The 19,161-nt window shown below is 64.7% G+C and carries 24 protein-coding genes and 1 pseudogene; 12 read left to right on the top strand and 13 right to left on the bottom strand.

Features of this window, described 5'->3' with window-relative positions; translation table 11 throughout:
- Positions 1 to 402 (top strand): RidA family protein, encoded by a 402-nt coding sequence (locus tag RJ1_RS20165; protein WP_073363159.1) that lies wholly within the window; start codon positions 1 to 3, stop codon positions 400 to 402.
- A gap of 683 nt (positions 403 to 1,085) precedes the next feature.
- Here the strand turns inward: RJ1_RS20165 and RJ1_RS49485 are convergent.
- Positions 1,086 to 1,217 (bottom strand): hypothetical protein, encoded by a 132-nt coding sequence (locus tag RJ1_RS49485; protein ID WP_465270208.1) that lies wholly within the window; start codon positions 1,215 to 1,217, stop codon positions 1,086 to 1,088.
- A gap of 361 nt (positions 1,218 to 1,578) precedes the next feature.
- Between RJ1_RS49485 and RJ1_RS47810 the strand changes: the two genes are divergently transcribed.
- Entirely contained in the window at positions 1,579 to 1,911 is a 333-nt protein-coding gene (locus RJ1_RS47810; protein WP_240320046.1) for an RNA-dependent RNA polymerase family protein, read from the top strand.
- 29 nt (positions 1,912 to 1,940) lie between these two features.
- Here RJ1_RS47810 and RJ1_RS20155 read toward each other — a convergent pair whose 3' ends face one another.
- A complete protein-coding gene (locus RJ1_RS20155; RefSeq protein WP_240319724.1) occupies positions 1,941 to 2,411 on the bottom strand; it encodes a hypothetical protein in 471 nt (156 codons plus the stop codon).
- Between the two features lie 140 nt (positions 2,412 to 2,551).
- Here RJ1_RS20155 and RJ1_RS20150 point away from each other — a divergent pair, with 140 nt between their 5' ends.
- The 4 genes from RJ1_RS20150 to RJ1_RS20135 all read left to right on the top strand — a co-directional run bounded on the left by RJ1_RS20150 (position 2,552) and on the right by RJ1_RS20135 (position 6,152).
- Positions 2,552 to 3,124 (top strand): hypothetical protein, encoded by a 573-nt coding sequence (locus RJ1_RS20150; RefSeq protein WP_073363154.1) that lies wholly within the window; start codon positions 2,552 to 2,554, stop codon positions 3,122 to 3,124.
- The gene (locus RJ1_RS20145; RefSeq protein ID WP_073363150.1) at positions 3,121 to 3,618 is read left to right on the top strand and encodes a hypothetical protein; all 498 of its coding nucleotides are present in this window, start codon (positions 3,121 to 3,123) and stop codon (positions 3,616 to 3,618) included. The genes RJ1_RS20150 and RJ1_RS20145 overlap by 4 nt, the downstream gene beginning before the upstream one ends.
- A 119-nt stretch (positions 3,619 to 3,737) precedes the next feature.
- Positions 3,738 to 4,658 (top strand): MBL fold metallo-hydrolase, encoded by a 921-nt coding sequence (locus tag RJ1_RS20140; RefSeq protein ID WP_073363148.1) that lies wholly within the window; start codon positions 3,738 to 3,740, stop codon positions 4,656 to 4,658.
- A gap of 330 nt (positions 4,659 to 4,988) precedes the next feature.
- Positions 4,989 to 6,152 carry a Gfo/Idh/MocA family protein gene (locus tag RJ1_RS20135; protein ID WP_073363146.1) on the top strand — a complete coding sequence of 388 codons (1,164 nt, stop codon included), beginning with the start codon at positions 4,989 to 4,991 and terminating at the stop codon, positions 6,150 to 6,152.
- 73 nt (positions 6,153 to 6,225) lie between these two features.
- On the opposite strand, the gene RJ1_RS20130 is transcribed toward RJ1_RS20135, so the two are convergent.
- Positions 6,226 to 6,906 (bottom strand): class I SAM-dependent methyltransferase, encoded by a 681-nt coding sequence (locus RJ1_RS20130; RefSeq protein WP_073363143.1) that lies wholly within the window; start codon positions 6,904 to 6,906, stop codon positions 6,226 to 6,228.
- Positions 6,907 to 7,259: 353 nt separating this feature from the next.
- Between RJ1_RS20130 and RJ1_RS20125 the strand changes: the two genes are divergently transcribed.
- Positions 7,260 to 7,733 (top strand): DUF4440 domain-containing protein, encoded by a 474-nt coding sequence (locus RJ1_RS20125; RefSeq protein WP_073363140.1) that lies wholly within the window; start codon positions 7,260 to 7,262, stop codon positions 7,731 to 7,733.
- A gap of 78 nt (positions 7,734 to 7,811) precedes the next feature.
- Here RJ1_RS20125 and RJ1_RS20120 read toward each other — a convergent pair whose 3' ends face one another.
- Entirely contained in the window at positions 7,812 to 9,218 is a 1,407-nt protein-coding gene (locus RJ1_RS20120) for a guanine deaminase (RefSeq protein WP_073363354.1), read from the bottom strand.
- A gap of 234 nt (positions 9,219 to 9,452) precedes the next feature.
- Positions 9,453 to 9,782: a hypothetical protein gene (locus RJ1_RS20115; protein ID WP_073363137.1), complete on the bottom strand. Its 330-nt coding sequence runs from the start codon at positions 9,780 to 9,782 to the stop codon at positions 9,453 to 9,455.
- Between the two features lie 143 nt (positions 9,783 to 9,925).
- Between RJ1_RS20115 and RJ1_RS20110 the strand changes: the two genes are divergently transcribed.
- Entirely contained in the window at positions 9,926 to 10,846 is a 921-nt protein-coding gene (locus RJ1_RS20110; RefSeq protein WP_073363135.1) for a S1C family serine protease, read from the top strand.
- A 62-nt stretch (positions 10,847 to 10,908) separates the two neighbouring features.
- On the opposite strand, the gene RJ1_RS20105 is transcribed toward RJ1_RS20110, so the two are convergent.
- The 4 genes from RJ1_RS20105 to RJ1_RS20090 form a co-directional block, all read right to left on the bottom strand.
- Positions 10,909 to 11,496 carry a TIGR03086 family metal-binding protein gene (locus RJ1_RS20105; protein WP_073363132.1) on the bottom strand — a complete coding sequence of 196 codons (588 nt, stop codon included), beginning with the start codon at positions 11,494 to 11,496 and terminating at the stop codon, positions 10,909 to 10,911.
- 91 nt (positions 11,497 to 11,587) lie between these two features.
- On the bottom strand, positions 11,588 to 11,905 hold the full coding sequence (locus RJ1_RS20100; RefSeq protein WP_073363130.1) for a DUF1905 domain-containing protein: 318 nt from the start codon (positions 11,903 to 11,905) through the stop codon (positions 11,588 to 11,590).
- A gap of 36 nt (positions 11,906 to 11,941) precedes the next feature.
- Positions 11,942 to 12,316 (bottom strand): VOC family protein, encoded by a 375-nt coding sequence (locus RJ1_RS20095; RefSeq protein WP_143048875.1) that lies wholly within the window; start codon positions 12,314 to 12,316, stop codon positions 11,942 to 11,944.
- 170 nt (positions 12,317 to 12,486) lie between these two features.
- Positions 12,487 to 13,530 carry a potassium channel family protein gene (locus RJ1_RS20090; RefSeq protein ID WP_073363127.1) on the bottom strand — a complete coding sequence of 348 codons (1,044 nt, stop codon included), beginning with the start codon at positions 13,528 to 13,530 and terminating at the stop codon, positions 12,487 to 12,489.
- 16 nt (positions 13,531 to 13,546) lie between these two features.
- On the opposite strand from RJ1_RS20090, the pseudogene RJ1_RS49325 reads away from it, so the two are divergent.
- Together RJ1_RS49325 and RJ1_RS49320 are read left to right on the top strand one after the other, a co-directional pair.
- A pseudogene (locus RJ1_RS49325) lies at positions 13,547 to 13,714 on the top strand (CD225/dispanin family protein); the annotation flags it as partial.
- A 23-nt stretch (positions 13,715 to 13,737) separates the two neighbouring features.
- Entirely contained in the window at positions 13,738 to 13,923 is a 186-nt protein-coding gene (locus RJ1_RS49320; protein WP_378381662.1) for a hypothetical protein, read from the top strand.
- Here RJ1_RS49320 and RJ1_RS20080 read toward each other — a convergent pair.
- From RJ1_RS20080 to RJ1_RS20065, 4 genes are all read right to left on the bottom strand, one after another.
- Positions 13,896 to 14,309, bottom strand: a complete 414-nt coding sequence (locus RJ1_RS20080) for a sigma factor-like helix-turn-helix DNA-binding protein (RefSeq protein ID WP_073363124.1) — start codon at positions 14,307 to 14,309, stop codon at positions 13,896 to 13,898. The genes RJ1_RS49320 and RJ1_RS20080 overlap by 28 nt on opposite strands.
- 460 nt (positions 14,310 to 14,769) lie before the next feature.
- Positions 14,770 to 15,225, bottom strand: coding sequence for an OsmC family protein (locus RJ1_RS20075; RefSeq protein ID WP_073363122.1), 456 nt, complete (start codon positions 15,223 to 15,225; stop codon positions 14,770 to 14,772).
- Complete coding sequence (locus RJ1_RS20070) at positions 15,222 to 16,061, bottom strand: substrate-binding domain-containing protein (protein ID WP_073363119.1); 840 nt, start codon at positions 16,059 to 16,061, stop codon at positions 15,222 to 15,224. The genes RJ1_RS20075 and RJ1_RS20070 overlap by 4 nt, the downstream gene beginning before the upstream one ends.
- A gap of 102 nt (positions 16,062 to 16,163) precedes the next feature.
- Positions 16,164 to 17,159, bottom strand: coding sequence for an SLAC1 family transporter (locus RJ1_RS20065; protein ID WP_073363116.1), 996 nt, complete (start codon positions 17,157 to 17,159; stop codon positions 16,164 to 16,166).
- Positions 17,160 to 17,257: 98 nt separating this feature from the next.
- Here RJ1_RS20065 and RJ1_RS20060 point away from each other — a divergent pair, with 98 nt between their 5' ends.
- Both RJ1_RS20060 and RJ1_RS20055 read left to right on the top strand, forming a co-directional pair.
- On the top strand, positions 17,258 to 17,827 hold the full coding sequence (locus RJ1_RS20060; protein WP_073363113.1) for a TetR/AcrR family transcriptional regulator: 570 nt from the start codon (positions 17,258 to 17,260) through the stop codon (positions 17,825 to 17,827).
- Positions 17,828 to 18,156: 329 nt separating this feature from the next.
- Positions 18,157 to 19,161 (top strand): serine/threonine-protein kinase (locus RJ1_RS20055; protein ID WP_143169558.1); only part of this gene is annotated, 1,005 nt, incomplete at its 3' end.

Below are 19,161 nucleotides of genomic sequence, written 5' to 3'. Positions count from 1 at the left end.
GTGACCAGACAACGAGTCAGCACAGAACACGCACCCAGCCCCGCCGGGCACTACTCGCAAGCGATCATTGCCCACCGGGTCCTGTACACGGCAGGCCAGACACCCCACCACCCGACAACATGGGAACTCGTCGGCACAACCATCGAGGAACAAACCGAACAGGCGATGCGTAACGTTGCAGCCGTACTGGAATCGTGTGGTTCGGACTTCTCGCACGTGGTCAAAGCCACCGTCCACCTGCAGAATCCTGCACGGGATTTCGACGGTTTCAACGAGACCTATCAGAGGTTCGTCTCGGACCCGTACCCGGCGCGCACAACCGTCGGATCGGAACTCGGTGACTTCCTGGTCGAAATCGACGTTGTCGCTCTGTGCCCCGAGCCGACGAATGCCGCCCCCTGATCGGATCGAGTCCGCGCCCCGACTAGCAGGCGGTGCTCGATTCGACAATCCAACCCGATAGGCCCCCGCACGGCCGAGAGCGTGTGGCATTCTCACGGAGTGCGGCGGCGCAGAGGTGAGAGTGGTGTAGCCGGTACGCCGGCTGCGACCACGTCAGGGGCAACCCCTGGGTCGACAGTGTTCATCGGAGACACCGTCCGACGCGCGACCGCATGCTCCGCGTACTTCGGCGCGCCGCAGACGACAGATATCGGTCACCTCGCACCGTCGCACACATGACAGAACGTCGGGCGGTGGAGCCGGCCCTCGCTCGCCGACTCGCCGTGGTCGCGACCACCGGAGCGTGGACCAGGGCCGGCCTCATACTCCGCTTCGAGGAAACCGGTGCGCCGGACGCAGGCCGGCTCGCGACACGCCTCTACGACCTCATGCCCACACCACCGATCGACGGCGTCGACAGCGTCTACCGGCTGCTGTCGGAGCTCCCACAGATCGAGCAACCGGAACCGGTCGTCGAGGCATCGGGCAATGACTGGAAGTTCGACGTCCCGAGATGGTCTCGCACCTCGTCGGTCGCCGAGGCGGTCGGCCTCACCCCTGCCGAACTCGATTGGTTCGCAGATCCCGGCGGGTGGCTGCGGACGAAGGCGCCGCCGCTGCAGCACTACCGTTACCGGATCCGATCAGACAACCGCCTCCTCGAAGCGCCGAAGGAACGGATTCGAGAGGTGCAGCGCCGGATCCTGCGGTCTGTACTCGACGGCGTCCCGCCGCATGCCGCAGCGCACGGATTCGTCCGCGGTCGCAGCGTCCACACCTTCGCCGCACCGCATGCGGGCCACGAATGCGTGCTGCGTATCGACCTCCGCGCTTTCTTTCCCTCGATCTCGCAGACCAGGGTGAGGGCGGTTTTCGATGCCCTCGGCTATCCGGCCCCGGCACGCGTGCTCGCCGGCCTCTGCACGACGTCCACCCCACCAGATGTTCTCGCGCAGATTCCCTTCGACGCGGCGAGTCGGCTCCGTGGTGCGCACCTACCGCAGGGAGCCCCGACCTCGCCGGCGCTGGCCAATCTCGTCGCCCGCAGGCTCGATCGCAGGTTGACTCGCACGGGCCCATCACGCCGGGTACACCAGGTATGCCGACGACCTCGCGTTCTCCGGCTCGGATCTCGCGGTGGATCGACTGATCCACTTCGCCGGCCGGATCGTGGCGGACGAAGGCTTCTCCGTGCACCCGGCGAAGACCCGGGTCATGCGCGCGCACCGACGCCAGCACCTGGCCGGGTTGGTGGTGAACACTCGCCCGCAGGCGGCGCGAGCCGACTTCGACGACCTGAAAGCGCTGCTCTTCAATTGCGTACGCTTCGGGCCCGAATCGCAGAATCGTGACGGCAGACCGCATTTCCGTGAGTACGTCTACGGACGCATCGCCTGGGTCGCAGAATCGAACGAGAGCAGGAAACGTTCTCTGCACGCGCTGGCCGACCGGGTCGACTGGGCGGGGTAGGTGCGTCTCGCATCAGGTGGTACGGGAGATCAGTGGGCGTGGATTCCGTACACGGTGACGACGAAGCTGTGCCCCTTCGTGGTGCAGGTGACGTCGCCCATGAAACCTGCGAGGCAGGTGGTTCCCCCGCGGGTGATCGTCTTCTGGTACATGGTCTGGCTGGTGGCGACCTCGGCGATGTCGGGGTTGCCACCGGGCCGGGTGAACGGGGTGCCGAACGGATAGGTGGGGTGTGCCGGGAGCCAGGGAACATCGATAGCGACGTGTTGGACGGGTCCCAGCCACGGCAGCCCGAACTCGCCGAGGATCGGGAAGTCCATCGGTACCGGTTGCGGCAGGTCACATCCCACGCTGTCGTCGGGTGCGATCGAGCAGTGGACGTTGCCCACGCGGAAGTAGACGGGGGCGGGGGAGTCTGCCTGCGCGGGTGTCGCGAACGCGAGGAGCGCGGCCGCAACGGCGACGAGCATGCCGGCGGCTCGCTTCACTGAAGGATTCATACGCGGTATATACGGCTGCGAGTTGCGGACGTTAGCCGGGCGTACCACCGAATGTGCCTCCGCTGTCCTCGTCGGCGCAATTGCCGTTTTCCGCAGGAGCCAATCGGGGTATCCCATCGAGGGACGAGGAGGTCTGAAGGATGCCTGTTTGGGGATGGATCTTGATCGCGGCGGTCGTGGTGATCGCCGTGCTGGCGGTCATCGTTGCCCGCTCGGTGAGCAGTCGAAAGAGGACCGAACGGCTGAAGGGACGGTTCGGTCCCGAGTACGACCGGACGGTCGGACAGGTCGGCGAACAAAGCGCCGCGGAGGACGAGCTCGCCGCGCGCGAACGAAAGCGGGAGAAGCTCGACATCGTCCCGTTGTCGCCCGAAGCGCAGGCGAAGTTTGCCGATTCCTGGCGGACGGTGCAGATCGAGTTCGTCGACAATCCGTCGAGCGCCGTCGGCGCTGCGGACCGGCTCGTGATCCACGTGATGCGTGAGCGCGGCTACCCGATCGACGACTTCGATCAGCGGGCGGCTGACATCTCGGTAGACCACCCGAAGGTTGTCGAGAACTACCGGACGGCGCACAGCATCTTTCTGTCGCAGGAGCGGGGCGACGTCGGCACGGAGGACCAGCGCGAGGCGTTCGTGCATTACCGCGCGCTCTTCGAGAAATTGCTCGAGACGGATGAGAACACAGACAAGCCGAAGGAGACGCGCGCATGACAACCCAGGACCAGCAACCCGAGAACACCAGCCCGACGCTGGAACCGACCGGGACCACGGGTTCGACCGGGACCACGGGTTCGACCGGGACCACGGGTTCGACCGGGACCACGGGTACGACCGAGACCGCCGGTTCGACCGAGCCGACGAGGCCCTCGGACGAGCTCCCCGTCCCTGCCGCTGAGGGGACTCGACCGCCGGCCGAGAAAGCCGAATCGTCTGCTGGACAGTCTCTTTTCGCTGAGGACGAGCTTTTGGTTCTCCGCTTGCGCTGGGACGAGGTTCAGTCGAGCTTCGTCGATGATCCCCGAGAGTGTGTCCAGAAGGCCGACGGCCTCGTGTCGGACGTCGTAGACCGGCTGACGACCGGCTTCTCGGAGGCACGTTCGCGGCTCGAGGAGCAGTGGGCCCGCGGCGAAGAGGGCTCCACCGAGGATCTTCGTCTCGCACTGAAGCGCTACCGCGAGTTCTTCCAGCGGTTGCTTGCGGTCTGAGGGAAGAGTCGCAAGCGAATCCGCCCCGAGTCTTCCCCCTCGGGGGACGGCTCGGGGCAGGGTCTTCCACGAATGCCCGTGTTCGAAATGGGTGGCGACGGGGAGGCGGAAGGTAGGGCATGAACTCGTCAGGGTGGACGTTCGGTGAGGTCGCGGTCATCTCGATCGTCGAGATGATATTCGCTTTCCCCGCCGATGTCCTGCTCGCCGTGCCCAGTGCACAGGAGTTGGAACGGCACCGAGACTGGCTCTACCCCGACTTCATGGACGAGTCAGGCAACTTACTCGTGGCTGTGCAATCGTTCCTCGTGGAAGCGGACGGCAAGAGGATCGTCGTGGACACCTGCACGGGGCGGGAGCCGCCGGAAGCGTGGGCATCGATGGCTGTGCCGGGTCGGGAGTTCCTCGATAGTCTGGCCGCCGTCGGCTTCGAACGTGAGTCGGTCGATGTCGTTGTGTGCACGCACCTGCACTTCGATCACGTCGGCTGGAACACGATGCGGGACGGAGGCAGTGTCATCCCGACCTTCCCCAATGCGCGGTACCTGTTCGCCGAACCGGCGCTCGCCGCCTGGAAGGAGCAACGCGCTGCCGAGATTCCCACTCTGTGTTCGCGGGAGTCGATGCACACCCTCATCGAGGCGGGCGTGGTCGATCCGGTTCCGCTGGACCACCGCGTCTGTGAAAGCGTGTGGCTGGAGTCGACTCCGGGCCATACGAGGGGCCACGTGTCGGTGCACATCGGCTCGCAAGGTCAGCGAGCACTCATCACCGGTGATTGTGCCTCGCATCCTGTGCAGTGGGCTGAGCCCGGCTGGGCGCAGGACTCGGACGTCGATGCGGTTCAGTCGACTGCAACGAGGCGGCGGCTGCTCGCCGAGCATGCCGATGCCGGTACCACGATCCTGGGCTCGCACTACCCTCCGCCGACGGCAGGGCATTTGACGATGTCGCAAGGGCGAAGCCGGTTCGTGCCGACCGCTCACTCGACGGCAATGGATCCCGGCATCGTCGTCGCACGCAGGATCGATCCACAGTGAACCGGACGATTCATCTGTGATGACGGCACAGACGTCCGTGCTGCCTACCCACACTCCCTTGCCGCTCGAGGGTCGACACTGAACGGCTGGAGACGGCGTCCCGACAGCGATGCCCGTTCGCGTCGTTCCAGACGTAGATCGGCATCGGCACGACGGCGCCGACACGTTCCCCGACCTCGTCGACGCCCGGGAGTCGAGAAGCCGAAAGGACCAGAAAGCCATCAAAATCACCTCGAGAGATACTTTGTCAGCACAAATGGTTGACTTCTCACTCGGCGCGCAGCACTGTCGTGAAGACACCTGCCGCGCCGATCAGTTCCGGAGTCGATCTTGACCAACGTCAACCCCACCGAAATCGCAGTATCGGTCGCCGGATTCGGCTGGATGGGCCGAGTGCACACGAACGCGTATCTGCGTCAGCGTCAGCACTTCCCCGAAGTGCCGTCCATCCGGCTTGCCGCTGTCGCCGACGAGGTACCCGGACGCGCCGAGGAAGCCGCGGCCCAGTTCGGATTCGGCGCAGCGCTGACGAACTGGCGCGACATCGCCGCCGACGAGAACATCGATGCGGTCAGCATCACCGCACCCAACTTCCTGCACCGCGAGATCGGCGTCGCGATGGCCGAGGCGGGAAAGCACATCTGGATCGAGAAGCCGGTCGGCCTGTCGTCCGACGACGCCAAAGCCGTTGCTGCTGCAGTCGAGAAGGCCGGCGTCCAGTCAACCGTCGGTTTCAACTACCGCCACGCACCCGCCGTCGCGATGGCGCGGGATCTCATCGCGTCGGGCGAACTGGGCACCATCACACATTCGCGGTTCCGGTTCCTCAGCGACTACGCCGCGCATCCCGACGGTGCGCTGAGCTGGCGTTACGAGAACGCACGCGGTGGGTCGGGAGTTCTCGGCGATCTTGCCTCGCACGGCGTCGACCTGGTCCGATACCTGCTCGGAGACATCGACGCCGTGGTCGCCGACACGGCCATCTTCATCCCGCAGCGTGCCATCCCGACGGGTGCCACCAGCGGACATGCCCGCGCCACCGGCGGTAAGTACGGCGCGGTGGAGAACGACGACTTCGTCAGCGCACTGGTCCGCCTGTCCTCGGGCGGGCGGGTAACGCTGGACGCCAGCCGCGTGGCCGTCGGCGAGCAGAACAATTACGGATTCGAGATCCACGGCACCAAGGGCGCCGTGTACTGGGACTTCCGCCGGATGAACGAACTCGGCACGAGCCTCGGGAGCAAATACCAGGACCAGTCGATCACGACGGTGTGGGTGGGCCCCGATGCCGGAGCGTACGCCCGCTTCCAGCCGGGTTCCGCGTCATCGATGAGCTACGACGACCTCAAGGTGATCGAGGGCAACAACTTCATCACCTCGATCGTCAACGGAAAGCCCCAGGGCGCAACGATCGCCGACGCCGTGGCCGCGGCCGAAACCCTCGACGCCATCACGGCATCGATCGCATCGAGCGCCTGGATCGACGTGCGCTGACCTTCGATCGACGACGTGCCAGTCGAGGTCCTCGAGTTCGCCACGTCGATGATCGCAAATGGACGATCCCCGTTCACGCAGGCCGCCGTCCAGAGATCATGACGAGCGGCATCTCGGCAATGCGGGACACGTTCTCGTCGACGAGATCGAGTCGGCTCGCGAGATCCCGCGCCTCCGAGAGATCGATGGAGCGACCGGCGATCCAGGTGTGGAAGATCGCGAGGTTGATGCTTCCGAGGCAGCGCGGCACCTTGTAGTTCTCGACGAACTTCTCGGCGTCCTCGAAACTCGTGCTTCGGTCCGCGTCGGTGATCAGCAGCGGGCCACCCGGCTTGAGGACGCGCATACACTCGGCGAGTCCCGCCTCACGCGACGACCAGTGTTTGATGGAGCCATAGCTGATCACGCCGTCGAAGGTCTGGTCTGCGAAGTCGAGTTCCGTGGCGTCGCCCACTTCGAAGCGGACACGGTCACCGTAGTTACGCATACGTTTGATCGCGCGCTTGATCTGGGGCTGCGAAAGATCGAGACCGATGATGTGCACGTCGGGACGCTGGTCAGCGATGTACTTCGTGAACAATGCTCCGCCCGATCCGACGTCCAGAACGTGGGAGTTCGGTGGGAGATGCGGCAGAAAATGCTCGTCGATGACGTGGCGCGAGTGGTAGACCGCCGGTGCCACGATGGTCTCGTACATCCAGGCGTGTGCGGGAGTGTAGATCGCGGTAATGGGGTCGAACGGTGCCATCGGCATGGTTTCGCTCCTTGATATCCGGGTTTCCCCAGCGCACTTCTCGTCCACCCACGGGGGAGACCTCCTGCGCATTTGTCACTTCCAGACTAAGAGAATACGGGCCGGGTTACCGGATCGTGGGGTGTATGCCGGGGCTGTGAACTGGGGTGATGACAAATCCCAGTCCTGTCAGGGTGTGTGAACGAGGCCGGTACACGGCGGATTCGGTAATACGCTGTCATGCACGCAATTCCAGGTGATCGGCCTGCTCCTCGCCTTCCCGAGAGATTCAGTCCGGAACGCATGGTCCCGGGGTTACGCTTTATTGGCTCGTGGGGCCAGTCCCTTACGCACCTTTCTCAGCGGAGGTTGGTATGAATGCCAAACCGTTCGGCTTGGGTTTTGCGATTATCGCGTTGGCAGTTTCCGCGGTCTCGTGTTCGTCTGCCAATTCCGCGGCAGATGACGACAATTGCGTCCGCGCGACCGACAGCGAGCTGGATGCGCTCTTTACGAAATGGGATGATGCGCTGCAATCCGGGGACGCGAGCAAGGTAGCCGCTCTGTACCGGTCGGACGCCGTTCTGCTGCCGACTCTTTCGGTACCGATCGCCGACACTCCGGAGGAGATAACGGAGTATTTCGTCAACCTGATCAAGACGAATCCCACGAGCCGGATGGAGGAAAGCTTCAAGTATTCGGAGTGCAACCTCGCATACAACGTGGGCCGCTGGGTCATCAATGCCAACGGTCAGGACGTGGAGGCCCGGGTAACGTGGGTCTATCGGTATGAAAATGGAAATTGGCTCATCGCCAACCATCATTCGTCGGTGAACCCCCAGGGCTGACGCGCAGTTGTTTGCGAGTCGGCCACGGCGCCGGGCAACAGGTCTCGAAGACCTGTGCCGGACCGCCGTGGCCGTCGTCTAGGACGCCTCGGCTCGGCGACCCGCGACGTAAACCTCGGCAATCGACGTATCGCGTATCCCCATCAGCAGCGCGAACAGAGTCTGATCGCGCGCCAGGTCGGGATCGGCGGCACGAACGGCGTTGGGCAGCAGTCCGGCAAGCGCCGGCGTGCCGGACGGATCGACGACGACGAAGTCGGCTTCCTTACCGACGTCGAAATTGCCGAACCGGTTCTCCATGTCGAGGGCCCTGGCGCCGCCGAGGGTACCGACGAACAGCATCTCGGCTGGATGCATCGACACCCCGTCGTCACCGGATTCGGTGATGTGCACCTTGAACGCGTCGCCGAGCACTCGTGGGATCAACCACTCGTCGCCGCCGCCGAAATCGGTTCCCACCGAGATGTTGACGCCCGAGGCGACGGTGCGCTTCCACGGCATCGTTCCGGATCCCAGGAACAGCTGCGAGATCGGGCAGTGCGAGACGGACGTACCGGTCTCGGCCATCCGTTCGAGCTCGACATCCTGACAGTGCACGCAGTGCGCGAGGATGGTGCGTCGGCCCAGCAGGCTCTTGCCGCCGACTTCCGAGCCGGGCAGGAACTTCCCGTCGTAGGTGTCCAGGTAGGAGTTCACCTGATAGGTCTGTTTGGTGGAGTCGACCTCGCCGGTGCCAGGGCGATTGTTCTCGTTGAGGTGGGAGTGCACGTAGACCCCGCGGTCCCGCACCTCCTCGTAGAGTTCCCCGAGGTTCTTCAGAGTCTCGGGCGTCACCGACAACGAGAACCGCGGAATGATCGCGACGTGCAGCAATGCGGTGTCGACATCGCCGGTGTCGGCGCCGTGCCATTTCTCGATCTCTTCGCGGGTGAGCCGGATGGCGTCTTCTTCGGACGTCATCAGCGGCTCAGCGGTCTCGCCACCGACGGTCTGAATTCCACGACCGCTGACGATCCGCAGACCGGCCTTCTTCGTCTCCGTGAACAACGCGTCCTGTGCATGCGGGAACGCCGACCCGAACACCATGGCGGCCGTGGTGCCCGCCGCGATGCGCCGGTTGGTGAACTCGACGGCGGCCTGCTGCGCGAACTCCGGGTCGGCGAACTTCGTCTCCGACGGGAACATGCAGAGGGTCAGCCACTCCAGCAGCTGGCCGCCGCCGTACGAATCGCCGGCGTAGGTCTGTGGGAAGTGGATGTGGGTGTCGACGAACCCCGGCAGCAGGAAACCGGGCCGGTGGTCGTGCACAGTGCCGGACTCGTATTCCGACGGGATCTCGGTTCGGTCACCGCAGAACGCGATTCGCCCGCTGTCGTCGAGCACGAGGGCGCCGTCGGGGATCGATACCAGTGCGGCCGCGGCTTCGGTCACTTTCGGCGCGCCGGCGATGTGGAAGATGTGCCCGAGGTGGGTGTGCGTTGCCATGTGCTGAACTCCCGTCGAGTGATTGCGGATCATGCCTTCTGCAACGAACTTCGGGACGTCGCCCAGCCGAGTAGAGCCGGCGCCGAACATCGCCACACTCACGGTTGGATAGCAGCCCGTATTTACAATGCCACGGATCGACCTCTGCTTGCGGCTGAACAGGCTCAACGCCCCACCTTGCCTTTCGGGCACCGGTAAAGCAGCGGTCAGCCTGTCCCCGTCACTCGAGGACGTTCATGCCGGGTCGGTGCCTCTTCGGGCTTGGCGGCGCTGGTGAAATCGTGCACGCTGGAGATCGAGGAGCGTCGCGTTCGTGGCATCCACGCGCTGTTGTCGACGGGCGATTTCGACCCGGACGGCGGCCGTATGTCGGTGCAGTTCCGCCGCACGGCCGTCGGCGTTCTCGTCGCCCAGAAGGTAGGCGGCTGCTCGATCACACTGAATCAGCAATCGCTCGTAGGCGAGGCGCGTCGGTGCCTGCTCATCGAGTTGCGTGATCGCGATGTGCTCCACCAATTGCAAAGGGATACGCAGTAATTGGTAATTAATACGCAAAAATGTCATCGGCACGCCGCGCAGTGTTGTCACGATCGGGGATGTTAGCCCTCGTGGACGAAACGTGCGGAGCGTTTCGGGCCGACACCGGCGGATCGTCAGCTGGGAGCGAACAGCGGCATAGATGGTGGTCGGTCGGCGCTGTAGTGGGTATGGGTGAGCTGGATGAGTTGGACGGGTACTCGAGGACGGTGATTTCGGTCGCCGATGCCGTGTTGCCGAGCGTGGCCAGCCTCGTTGTGCGCACGTCGCGGGGGAGCGGATCGGGAAGTGCGACGGTGATCACCGAGGACCGGCTCCTGTTGACGAGTGCGCACGTTGTTGCCGGTGCGAGTGAGGCGGAGGCGGCGTTCACGGATGGGACCACGGTTCGCACCGACGTGGTGGGGCGCGACCCGTTGTCCGATCTGGCCGTCCTGCGCGCCCGAGGCGATGTTCCGACTCCGGTGGAACTCGGTGATGCCGCGTTGCTGCGGGTGGGACAGCTGGTCGTTGCGCTGGGGACTCCGCTCGGTCTGGCGGGCAGCGTGACGGCGGGCATCGTGTCTGCGTTGGGGCGTTCGTTGCCGACGGAGTCGGGACGGGTGATCGATGAGGTGATCCAGACCGATGCAGCGCTGAATCCGGGGAACAGCGGTGGCGCGTTGGCCGACAGCGCGGGTCGGCTGGTTGGGGTGAACACCGCTGTCGCCGGGATCGGGGTGGGTCTGGCGGTACCGATCAACTCGACGACCAGGCAGATCATCGCCGCGTTGATATCGACCGGGCGGGTGCGTCGGGCCTGGTTGGGGATCGCGGGGATGCAGGTCCCGTTGCCTCCGAAGCTGCGGGCGCGGATCGGGTCGAAGACCGGGTTGCAGGTGGCCGGCATCTCCCGGGGCAGCCCGGCCGCCGAGGCGGGACTGCAGCGGGGCGACATCATGGTCGAACTCGACGGCGAGCCGATCGTGACGACGACCGCGGTTCAGCGGTTGATGGTCGAGGACGCGATCGACCGGCAGATCGAGATCACGGTGTGGCGCAACGGTGCCCTGGTGGATGTGTTCGCTCGTCCACGTGAACTCAGGACCTGACTGTCGTGGCCGGAGCAGCGCGGGGAATACGCCATTCATTCGGGGACATGTTGGTGCAGTAGTTATCCCGCGGTCGGAACCCATCGGGGATCGCGGCCGCTCAGGCCGATCAGTCGCTCGACCAGTGGCGCGGACTCCGGAACCGCCACCGGCGGTCCGAACAGGCCCGGTGTGCCGTGGGGGTTCTCGTCGGCGGACGCTTTCACGAACTCGTACGCGGCCGTGAGCAGTTCCGGCGCGCAACTGAAGTTCTGTCCGGTGGCGACGGCGAGGTCCCAGCCGTGCACGACGATCTCGTCGACGGCGACGACGCCTGCGACATCTGCGGGCATGTCGAGCCCACCGGCCTGGGTCATCCCATGCCATGCCGTGTCCTCACGCCAGGCACCGGCCAACTCTGCCAGTCGGTGCGGGATTCGTATTCGCCAGTCGGTGCCCAGGCGGGCGGCGTCGGCGGACGGAGGCTGGCTGCCCCCGTCCAGCGGTGCCTTCGTTGCAGCAGCGGCGAATGCCACCGACAGTCCGTCGACGTGGTCGAGAAGATCGCCGACGGTGAGCTCCGGGCACGGGGTCGGTGCGCTGAGTTGCTCGTCGCTCACACCGGCGACGAGGGCGGCCATCACGTCGGTGGCGGGTTCGAGATCGATCATCTTCGGTCCTCGCGTCAGTGGCTGGAAGGTCGGTGACAGTCCCACGCTACGACGGACCGCAGGACCGGGGTGGAAGAACGGATTGGACGGGTCATTCGATGCGTTCGGTGAGGTGGATGGTGACGGTGTCACCGGGGCCCTTTCCGATGGCCTTGCGGGTGTCGGCCTTGACGGCAAGCTTGTGGGTGCCGTCGCCGAGGGCCATGAACGAACTTCGGAACGGGTGGCCGTCGATCGTTCCGCGGATCTTGACCAGGCCGCGGGTTCCGAAGTAGGCGGCGGAGTCCGGCATCACCACGTACGTCCAAGCCCCCTTCTGGGAGCCTTGGATCAACGTGGCGGTGAACGATCTGTCCAACGGGCCCGGTGTGCCGGCAGACGGTGTGCGGGCAGACGAAGTGTGCGGCATTGTTGTGTCCTTCCAGTGCGATGGCCGGGTGGATGCCTATTCGACGGCCTCGAAGCCGTTGCCGTCCTGATCGCGGAAGGTGAACATCGGTGGGACGCCGTCCCAGAGGAGTAGTTCACCGACATCGACACCGCGCGCACCCAATTCCGTCTGGAGGGCGGCGGCATCACGCGTCGTCAGACGGATGCCGGTCTCGACACCCGCGGGGATGGCATCGCTCGCGGGGATGAGTGCGATCGTCGTCGTGGCGCCGGGCGGTGCGACGACGATCCACCGGCCGCCGAGTTGCTCGAGGGGCACATCCAGGCGTTTCTCGAAGCCCAGCTGGTGAACGTAGAACGCGATCGCTCGGTCCTGGTCAGTCACGGGTACGCCGATCGTCGCCACGTCGATGATGTCGGGCTTGGTCATCTCGCCCATGGTCATCCTTCCTCTGGAAGATCTCTTGAATAGGTTGACCACGCGCCGGAGCGAAACTCATCGGTCGTCTGCGCGATGTGCTTCACCAATCGCAAAGGAATGCCAAGCAATCGGTCAATATTTGGCAAAAGTGTTGTCGGCACGCCGCTCAGTTCGGGGCATTACTGGTTGACATGGTGCCGTACCGCCTCGAGTTCGTCAGGTGTGCCGAGAGCTATCAGGATCGTTCCGGACTCGAGGGTCAGAGTGGGTGCGGGATTCGCGACGAACTGTCCAGAAGTAACACGCAGGGCGAGAAGCAACGCACCACTCGTCTCCTGGAGTCGCATCTGCGCGAGTGTGCACCCCACCCAGCGTGATGTGGGCGCGACCGTGATCTCCTCCATCCGGTAGTCCAGACTCTCGTCGTGCATCACCACGTCGAAGAACTCGGCCACGTGAGGTTGCAGTGCAAACGATCCCATCCTGCGGCCGCCGATCAGCTGCGGGTTGACCACCCTGTTCGCCCCTGCGCGCACCAGTTTGGACATCGACCCCTCGTTACGGGCGCGGGCGATGATGACGAGATCAGGACGTAGCGCCCGGCTCGACAGCGTGACGTAGACATTGTCGGCATCGGTGTCGAGTGCGGAGATCAACGCGTGCGCGTGCTCGATACCGGCGGCTTCGAGGGTGCGGTCGTCGGTGACGTCTCCGATGACGGTGGGATGCGCAACTTCCCGGAGTCGCTCCGGATCGCGGTCGATGACGACGATCTCACGGCCGAGGGAGGTGAGGTACTGCGCGCTCGCAGTGCCCACCCGCCCCCACCCGCAGATGATGATGTGGCCGGTCATCCGGCTGATGCGTCGATCCATTCGCCGTCTTTCCATGAGGTGGCGCAGATGGCCTTCGATGAGCGCCTCGAGGAGGACGCCGAACATGTAGAGCGCGGTGCCGACCCCCGCCAGGATCAGGATTATGGTGAACATCTGTCCGACGCCGGTGAGCGCGTGTACTTCGCGGAATCCCACGGTCGTGATCGTGGTGACGGTCTGATAGAGCGCGTCCAGAAGCCCGAAGCCGAGGATGACGTAGCCGACCGTTCCGATGACGACAACCAGCGCGAACGCGAGGAGCGCTCGGCCGATCCGTCTCAGGGGACTCACTGAATGATTGTTCCCCCGGATCGGTCGGTGGCGTGTGAATTTCCGGCATCGAATCATTCCCAGGAGCGCTGCAATGTCGTCCTCCGCCACCGATCCGATTCCCTCGGACCCGACACCACCCACCAACGCCACCAGCACTCCGGATGCGCCGGCCAGGTCACTTCCACGGCCGGCCGCCAACGCCGGATGGGCAGTGGCGTCCCTACTGTTCTTCTGGCCGCTGGCCTTCTCCGCATTCACTCACGCGTTCAACGTGTATCCGCTGTGGGCAAGCGGCGACGTCGAGGGCGCGCGCAGGACGCGTCGGACCGGGTCCGCAGACTCGGTCAACTGTCGCTGTGGATCTTCGGCGCCCTCCTGATCCTGTTCGGAATCCTCTACGCCCTCGTCGCCGTCGCGGTCATCATCCATGGAGGCGGCCATCACGGCGTGGTGCACCACCGGATCTGACGCCGAACAGTGTCTACGGACTCCCGCTGGGAACGTACGGTTTCTCCTTCTGGGGCGAGCGATCCTGCCCGCTGCCCGGCGAGGGACCCGCGCAATGTCTGCAGTGCCCGGTGCTGGTCGTGAAGTACTTCACCGGGTGTGCGACCGAGTGAGGTCGCAGTGTCTTCGGTGTCGAGTCCGACGATCAACCGCAGGGTCAGAACGTCACGTTCGGGTGCAGGTAGTGCAGCAAGGCGTGTGGATGCCGGACCGTGGCGGTCCGCAATGGGAATCCGTGCAATCAGGTGCGTGGTCGTCGTGTACAGGAAGTGCAGGAACGGCTCGCCCGGCTCGGTGCGGTCCGGGAGTGCCCTCAGGACCGACGTGCACGCAACCTCTGCGACCATGTCCGCGACTCCGGGAACAAGCTCGGCGCGGCACCGTCGTACCACCATCGGCCGCACAGCCGCGGACAGCCTGACCACTGCAGTCTTGTTTCCGCTTGCCACCGCTGTGGCGAGACTGTCGAGCGAATCATGTTGGAGTGCAGGTCTCATCGGGCCCTCGCCCAAGTGACATCGATCTTCGTCAAGAACTGTCGAGTGTGACGAATCGGTGTGCACTGTTCGGTCATGGTCGATCCCTTCACCCGCAGCCTCCTGCGAGCGGAGAGCCGGCGATCCCGTATGGGGCGCACCTCCAGTGCAGGCCCGCATCCTGGCTCTCCGCTGGCACGAACCTGGCAGTGTCCTGGCAGGATCCGGCGGCGACGAAAAGTGTTAATCTCCAACTATTTCAACCGGACATCTGGTGAGTGTTCGGCCAAGCCGTCGGAGGGCGCTACGTGTAGCTGCCTCAGGGTTGCAGCTACTCGTCCGCAGGCGCGGATTCGCGGATGGACACCTTTTCGGTGTGTGCGGAGGCGGCATCGATGAGTGCTTGTCCGGGTCGGCGATTCGCGAGGTGGGGGAGTGCGGCGCGTAAGCGTTCGGCGTGTGTGGTGTTCGCGACTTCCCAGTCGAGATCGATCAGTTCGATGGTGGCGCTGTCGTCGGTTCCCATGACGCGGTCGACGTTCAATCTGGCGGACACGGTGAGTGCGGCTGACTCGGCTATCGCGTCCTCGCCGAGTAGTCGGAGTACTACCAGCGAGGCGGCGGCGATGCCGGCGAGGAGATGTTCGACCGGGTTGGCGCCGGAGTCGTGGCCGCCGTAGCGGGGGGCTTCGTCGATGGTCAATTCGTGTCTGCGTGCGATGACGGTTGTGCCGTGGGTGCCGGGCCGTGCGTATATGACCAGTTGTTCGCGTCGAGATGGCGTCACCGGACCGCCTCGTAGAAGTCTGTGCTGGTGTGTCCGCCGGTGCGAAGTGCGCCCGTCAACCATTCGAGCGCATCCGCGCCGGTGGTGTGGACATCGTGTGGGTCGGGGCCGTACTGGGGCGACAGGTAGTTCGTCAGGAGGAGCTGTGCGTCTGTGCGGGTGCTGTCGTGTAGCAGTGATGCGACGGCGTCGAGTGCGACGGGGTCTCGGCTCTTGATATGGGTGATTGCTGCCGTGTGTGCGGCAACGATCTTCTGTATCGACGGGTGGTCGAGGCTGATTCTTTCCACGTCCACTGCGATGCCTGCGGTGGGGAACTTCAGGGCGGTGCCGAAGAACAACGAATCGGTGAGCCCGTGCCGTGACAGGGCGGTGGGGGCGAAGGTGGAGCCCAGGACGGCGGCGTCGGCTGCTCCGGATCTCAGTGCCTCCAATCGTTGATGATCGCCGGCGCTTCCTGCAGGGAAGTGCAGGAGCGTCGGGCCTTCGTCTCGTGTCCAGTGGGTATTGATCACCCTCTGGGTGAGTGCACAGACGATCGATCCTTCGGGATGGCCGGCCAGGACGGTTGGCCCTGCCGACTGCTTCCGCATCTTTGTCCAGACCCAGAACAGCGGGTGAAGGGTGTGGACGAGTGCGACTTTCCATCGGCGTTGTCCGCGCAGTGTTTCGATCAGCGAGCCGCCGAGCCCAGCGGATAGCGCCGCCTCGGGGTGGTCCGGTCCGGCGACGGCTTTCACGTCGATGCCCAGACGGTCGTAGTACCCCGCTCGTGCGGCGATCTCGTGGCACAGCAATTCGTGGACGTTGTGATCGCGGTACCCCAGGAGAATCAATTTTCGTCCTTCGCGGCGAGTGTTCAGCGTATCGAGTGGTTCATGATAATGAACGCGATGCAATATATGGAACCGAACGATAGTGATCTGGTTCGAAGCCTGTCAAGCGTCGAGACGTCGTTGCATGGAGTGACGTGAGGTTGTGCGGACAGCCAGGATGGATTTCGTCGCAATCAGCAGCACGAGGATCGTCACTGCGCCGAGCAGTCCGATTGTGATGGCTCGCCAGGCAAGCGGCTGTAGGAGGTGAAGCCAGGTGATGGTGAGAGCAACGACACTCGCGACGGGGAAGGTGAATGACCAGAAACCGTGCGAGAACGGCAGGGCACGGTAGCGCGTCAGTAGGGGCACCTGGACCATGACCATGAATGCCGTGATTGCTGTGAGCGCCTCGAAGAGGACGTCGGGATGCCCGTCCGAGATGGTCAGCCATGCTGCGGCGCCGACTGCGGGCGGAGCGATCATGATTGCGAGCGTCGGGACCAGGGGTGCTGGCATCGTGGGGCGCAGTGCGAGCCTGAGAAAGAGGAACATGGTGATCACCACCCAGAAGAACAGGCCGACCGCGAAGCATCCGGCAGCGAGCCAGTCGAGACCGGATTGGGCTGCGGCGAGCGCCCCCACGAGACCGGCTGCGCTGATGGGCAGGTAGTAGCCACCGTGCACGGATTCGAGCGCCATCTCTCCGCTCATCCAGAAGCTCATCATCCACGCGCCGAATCCGGCTGCGGCCATGATGGCGAACAGGGTCAGCACTGTTCCGGCAAGTGGAATGGTGCGGTGCAGATTCGCTCCCAGCAGCATCGCGGAGATCGGAAGTAACGCCGCAAGCGGACCGTGGGCGAAATGAGTGAACTGTTGCGAGATCCCGTGGGTGGCGCGCCTGGCGCGATGCACGTGCGCTGTGGCTGTCGAGATCCAGGCCAGCGCTGCGATCAGCCAGAACGCCTGGGCAAGCGCGAACGGGGTGCCGAGCGCGGTCGTGGCGACCGACCAGGCCTGGGCCAGTCCGGCGAGGCCCAAGGGGATCGCGAGGGTGTTCAGCGGGAGATGGGAGCGTGCGCGTGACCCGGTAACGCTCTGTGTGTGAGCAGACAATGAAATGCCTTCCTGGCTGGGCGGAGATCTGCGGGTGGTGTGATTCGACCAAGTTATTGACCTTGAAGTCAAGAATGATCGTGGGTTACCCTACTCCGGTGGGTAGGCCGATGGGCTTCAGGGCGGACGTGGCCGTCGACAAGGCGATGGACCTGTTCTGGCTCCAGGGATACGCCGCGACAACCCCCCAGGAACTCGCCGGCGAGATGGGGATCGGCAAAGGAAGCCTGTACAACACGTTCGGGAGCAAGCACGCCTTGTTCCTGCGAGCGCTTCGGCGATACAGCGAGATGCGACTCGAGTACCTCACCGATCTCTTCGCCGCGCCCGGCCCGTCACGGCCCCGCCTCGCGATGGCGATGGCTGTCCTCGCCGGGGTCGGCGAGCACCGGCGAGGTTGCGTCATGGTCAATGCTGCGGCAGAGCTCGGTACCGTCGACGACGAGGTGAACCGCATCGCGGACGAGTTGTTCACCGGGATCGAAACGATCTTCCGGCACGCAATCGTGCAGGGGCAGGAGTCCGGGGAGTTCGACGGGGGCAAGTCTGCCGACGGTGCAGCTCGTCAACTGCTCGCCACGGTGATCGGTCTCAGCGTGCTCGCGAAATCGGGTGGGCGGCCAGAGATGTGTGCCACCGTTGTCGAGTCGGTTGTCGACGGACTGTGAGCTGAGGAGAACCGTCTGGTTTCAGTCGGGGTTGACACGATGCAGCACGAACCCGGACAGGCTCGAACTCAACTCGCGGAACATATTGCTGTACATCACTATTCGCAAAACGGCCAGTTGTGGGTCGGGCGCTATCCGGTCGGATCGCCGATCGGGGCGGCCTCCTTCGGAAGAATCGGGGAGCCTCGCACGCTGCCGTACGCAGGTTGTGCGGCTATATCCTTGAGTGCACGCTATCGAGAGGCGAGTTCACGGTTGTTTTTGCGCTGGTCGTGCCGTCGGGACCAGTGCGCAGGAACCACGAGCCGACGGAGTGAGTAGACCGTTCGATGGGTGAAGGAGATCCGCGTGACACGCAGCGGTACGTCGTCCCCGCCGTGGCGTCGGAGCTGAGCGAGGCCGGTTTCGATGACGCCCATGAGATCGGGCGCGGCGGGTTCGGCGTGGTCTACCGCTGCACACAGGCAGCGCTCGATCGCACAGTGGCGGTGAAGGTACTGACCGTCGAACTCGACGAGGAGAATCGGGCACGGTTCTTCCGGGAGCAGCGGGCGATGGGGCGGCTCACCGGGCACCCGAACATCGTGGGCGTCCTTCAGGTCGGTGCCACCGACAGCGGACTTCCGTACATCGTGATGCCCTACCACTCGCTGGGTTCGCTCGACGTGCGGATCCGCCGCCGCGGTCCGCTGTCAGTGGAGAAAGCGCTGCGCCTCGGGGTGAAGATCGCGGGCGCGGTGGAGTCGGCGCACCGGCTCGGCATCCTGCATCGCGACGTGAAACCCGCGAACATCCTGCTCACCGACTACGGAGAACCGGCGTTGACCGATTTCGGCATCGCGCACGTCAGCGGCGGCTTCGAGACCGCCACCGGGACCGTGCCGGGTTCGCCGGCCTACACCGCGCCGGAGGTGCTCGGAGGTGACGCACCGACTCCTCCCGCCGACGTCTACGGACTCGGTGCCACCCTGTTCAGTGCTCTCACCGGCCATGCCGCGTTCGAACGTCGCAGCGGTGAGCAGGTCGTCGCGCAGTTCCTGCGCATCACGACGCACGAGGTGCCCGATCTGCGTGAGCACGGGATCCCCGACGACGTGTCCGCGGTGATCGCACGGGCAATGTCCCGAACCCCGGATCAGCGCCCGGCTACCGCCGCCGACTTCGGGGACGAACTGCGACGACTCCAACTCGATCATGGCTTTCCGGTCGACGAGATGGCCCTGCACGCCAGCCCAGGATCGGCAAGCGTCGACGCACAACCCGTGTCCGGCCGACCTCGGTCGGCGGCTTCCTCCGCGTCGGGCGCGACGGGACGTCTTCCCCTGGAACTGACC

It is taken from the genome of Rhodococcus jostii NBRC 16295 (assembly GCF_001894825.1).
GTDB classification, from domain to species: domain Bacteria; phylum Actinomycetota; class Actinomycetes; order Mycobacteriales; family Mycobacteriaceae; genus Rhodococcus_F; species Rhodococcus_F jostii.
This window is presented reverse-complemented; position numbering and strand designations above follow the sequence as displayed.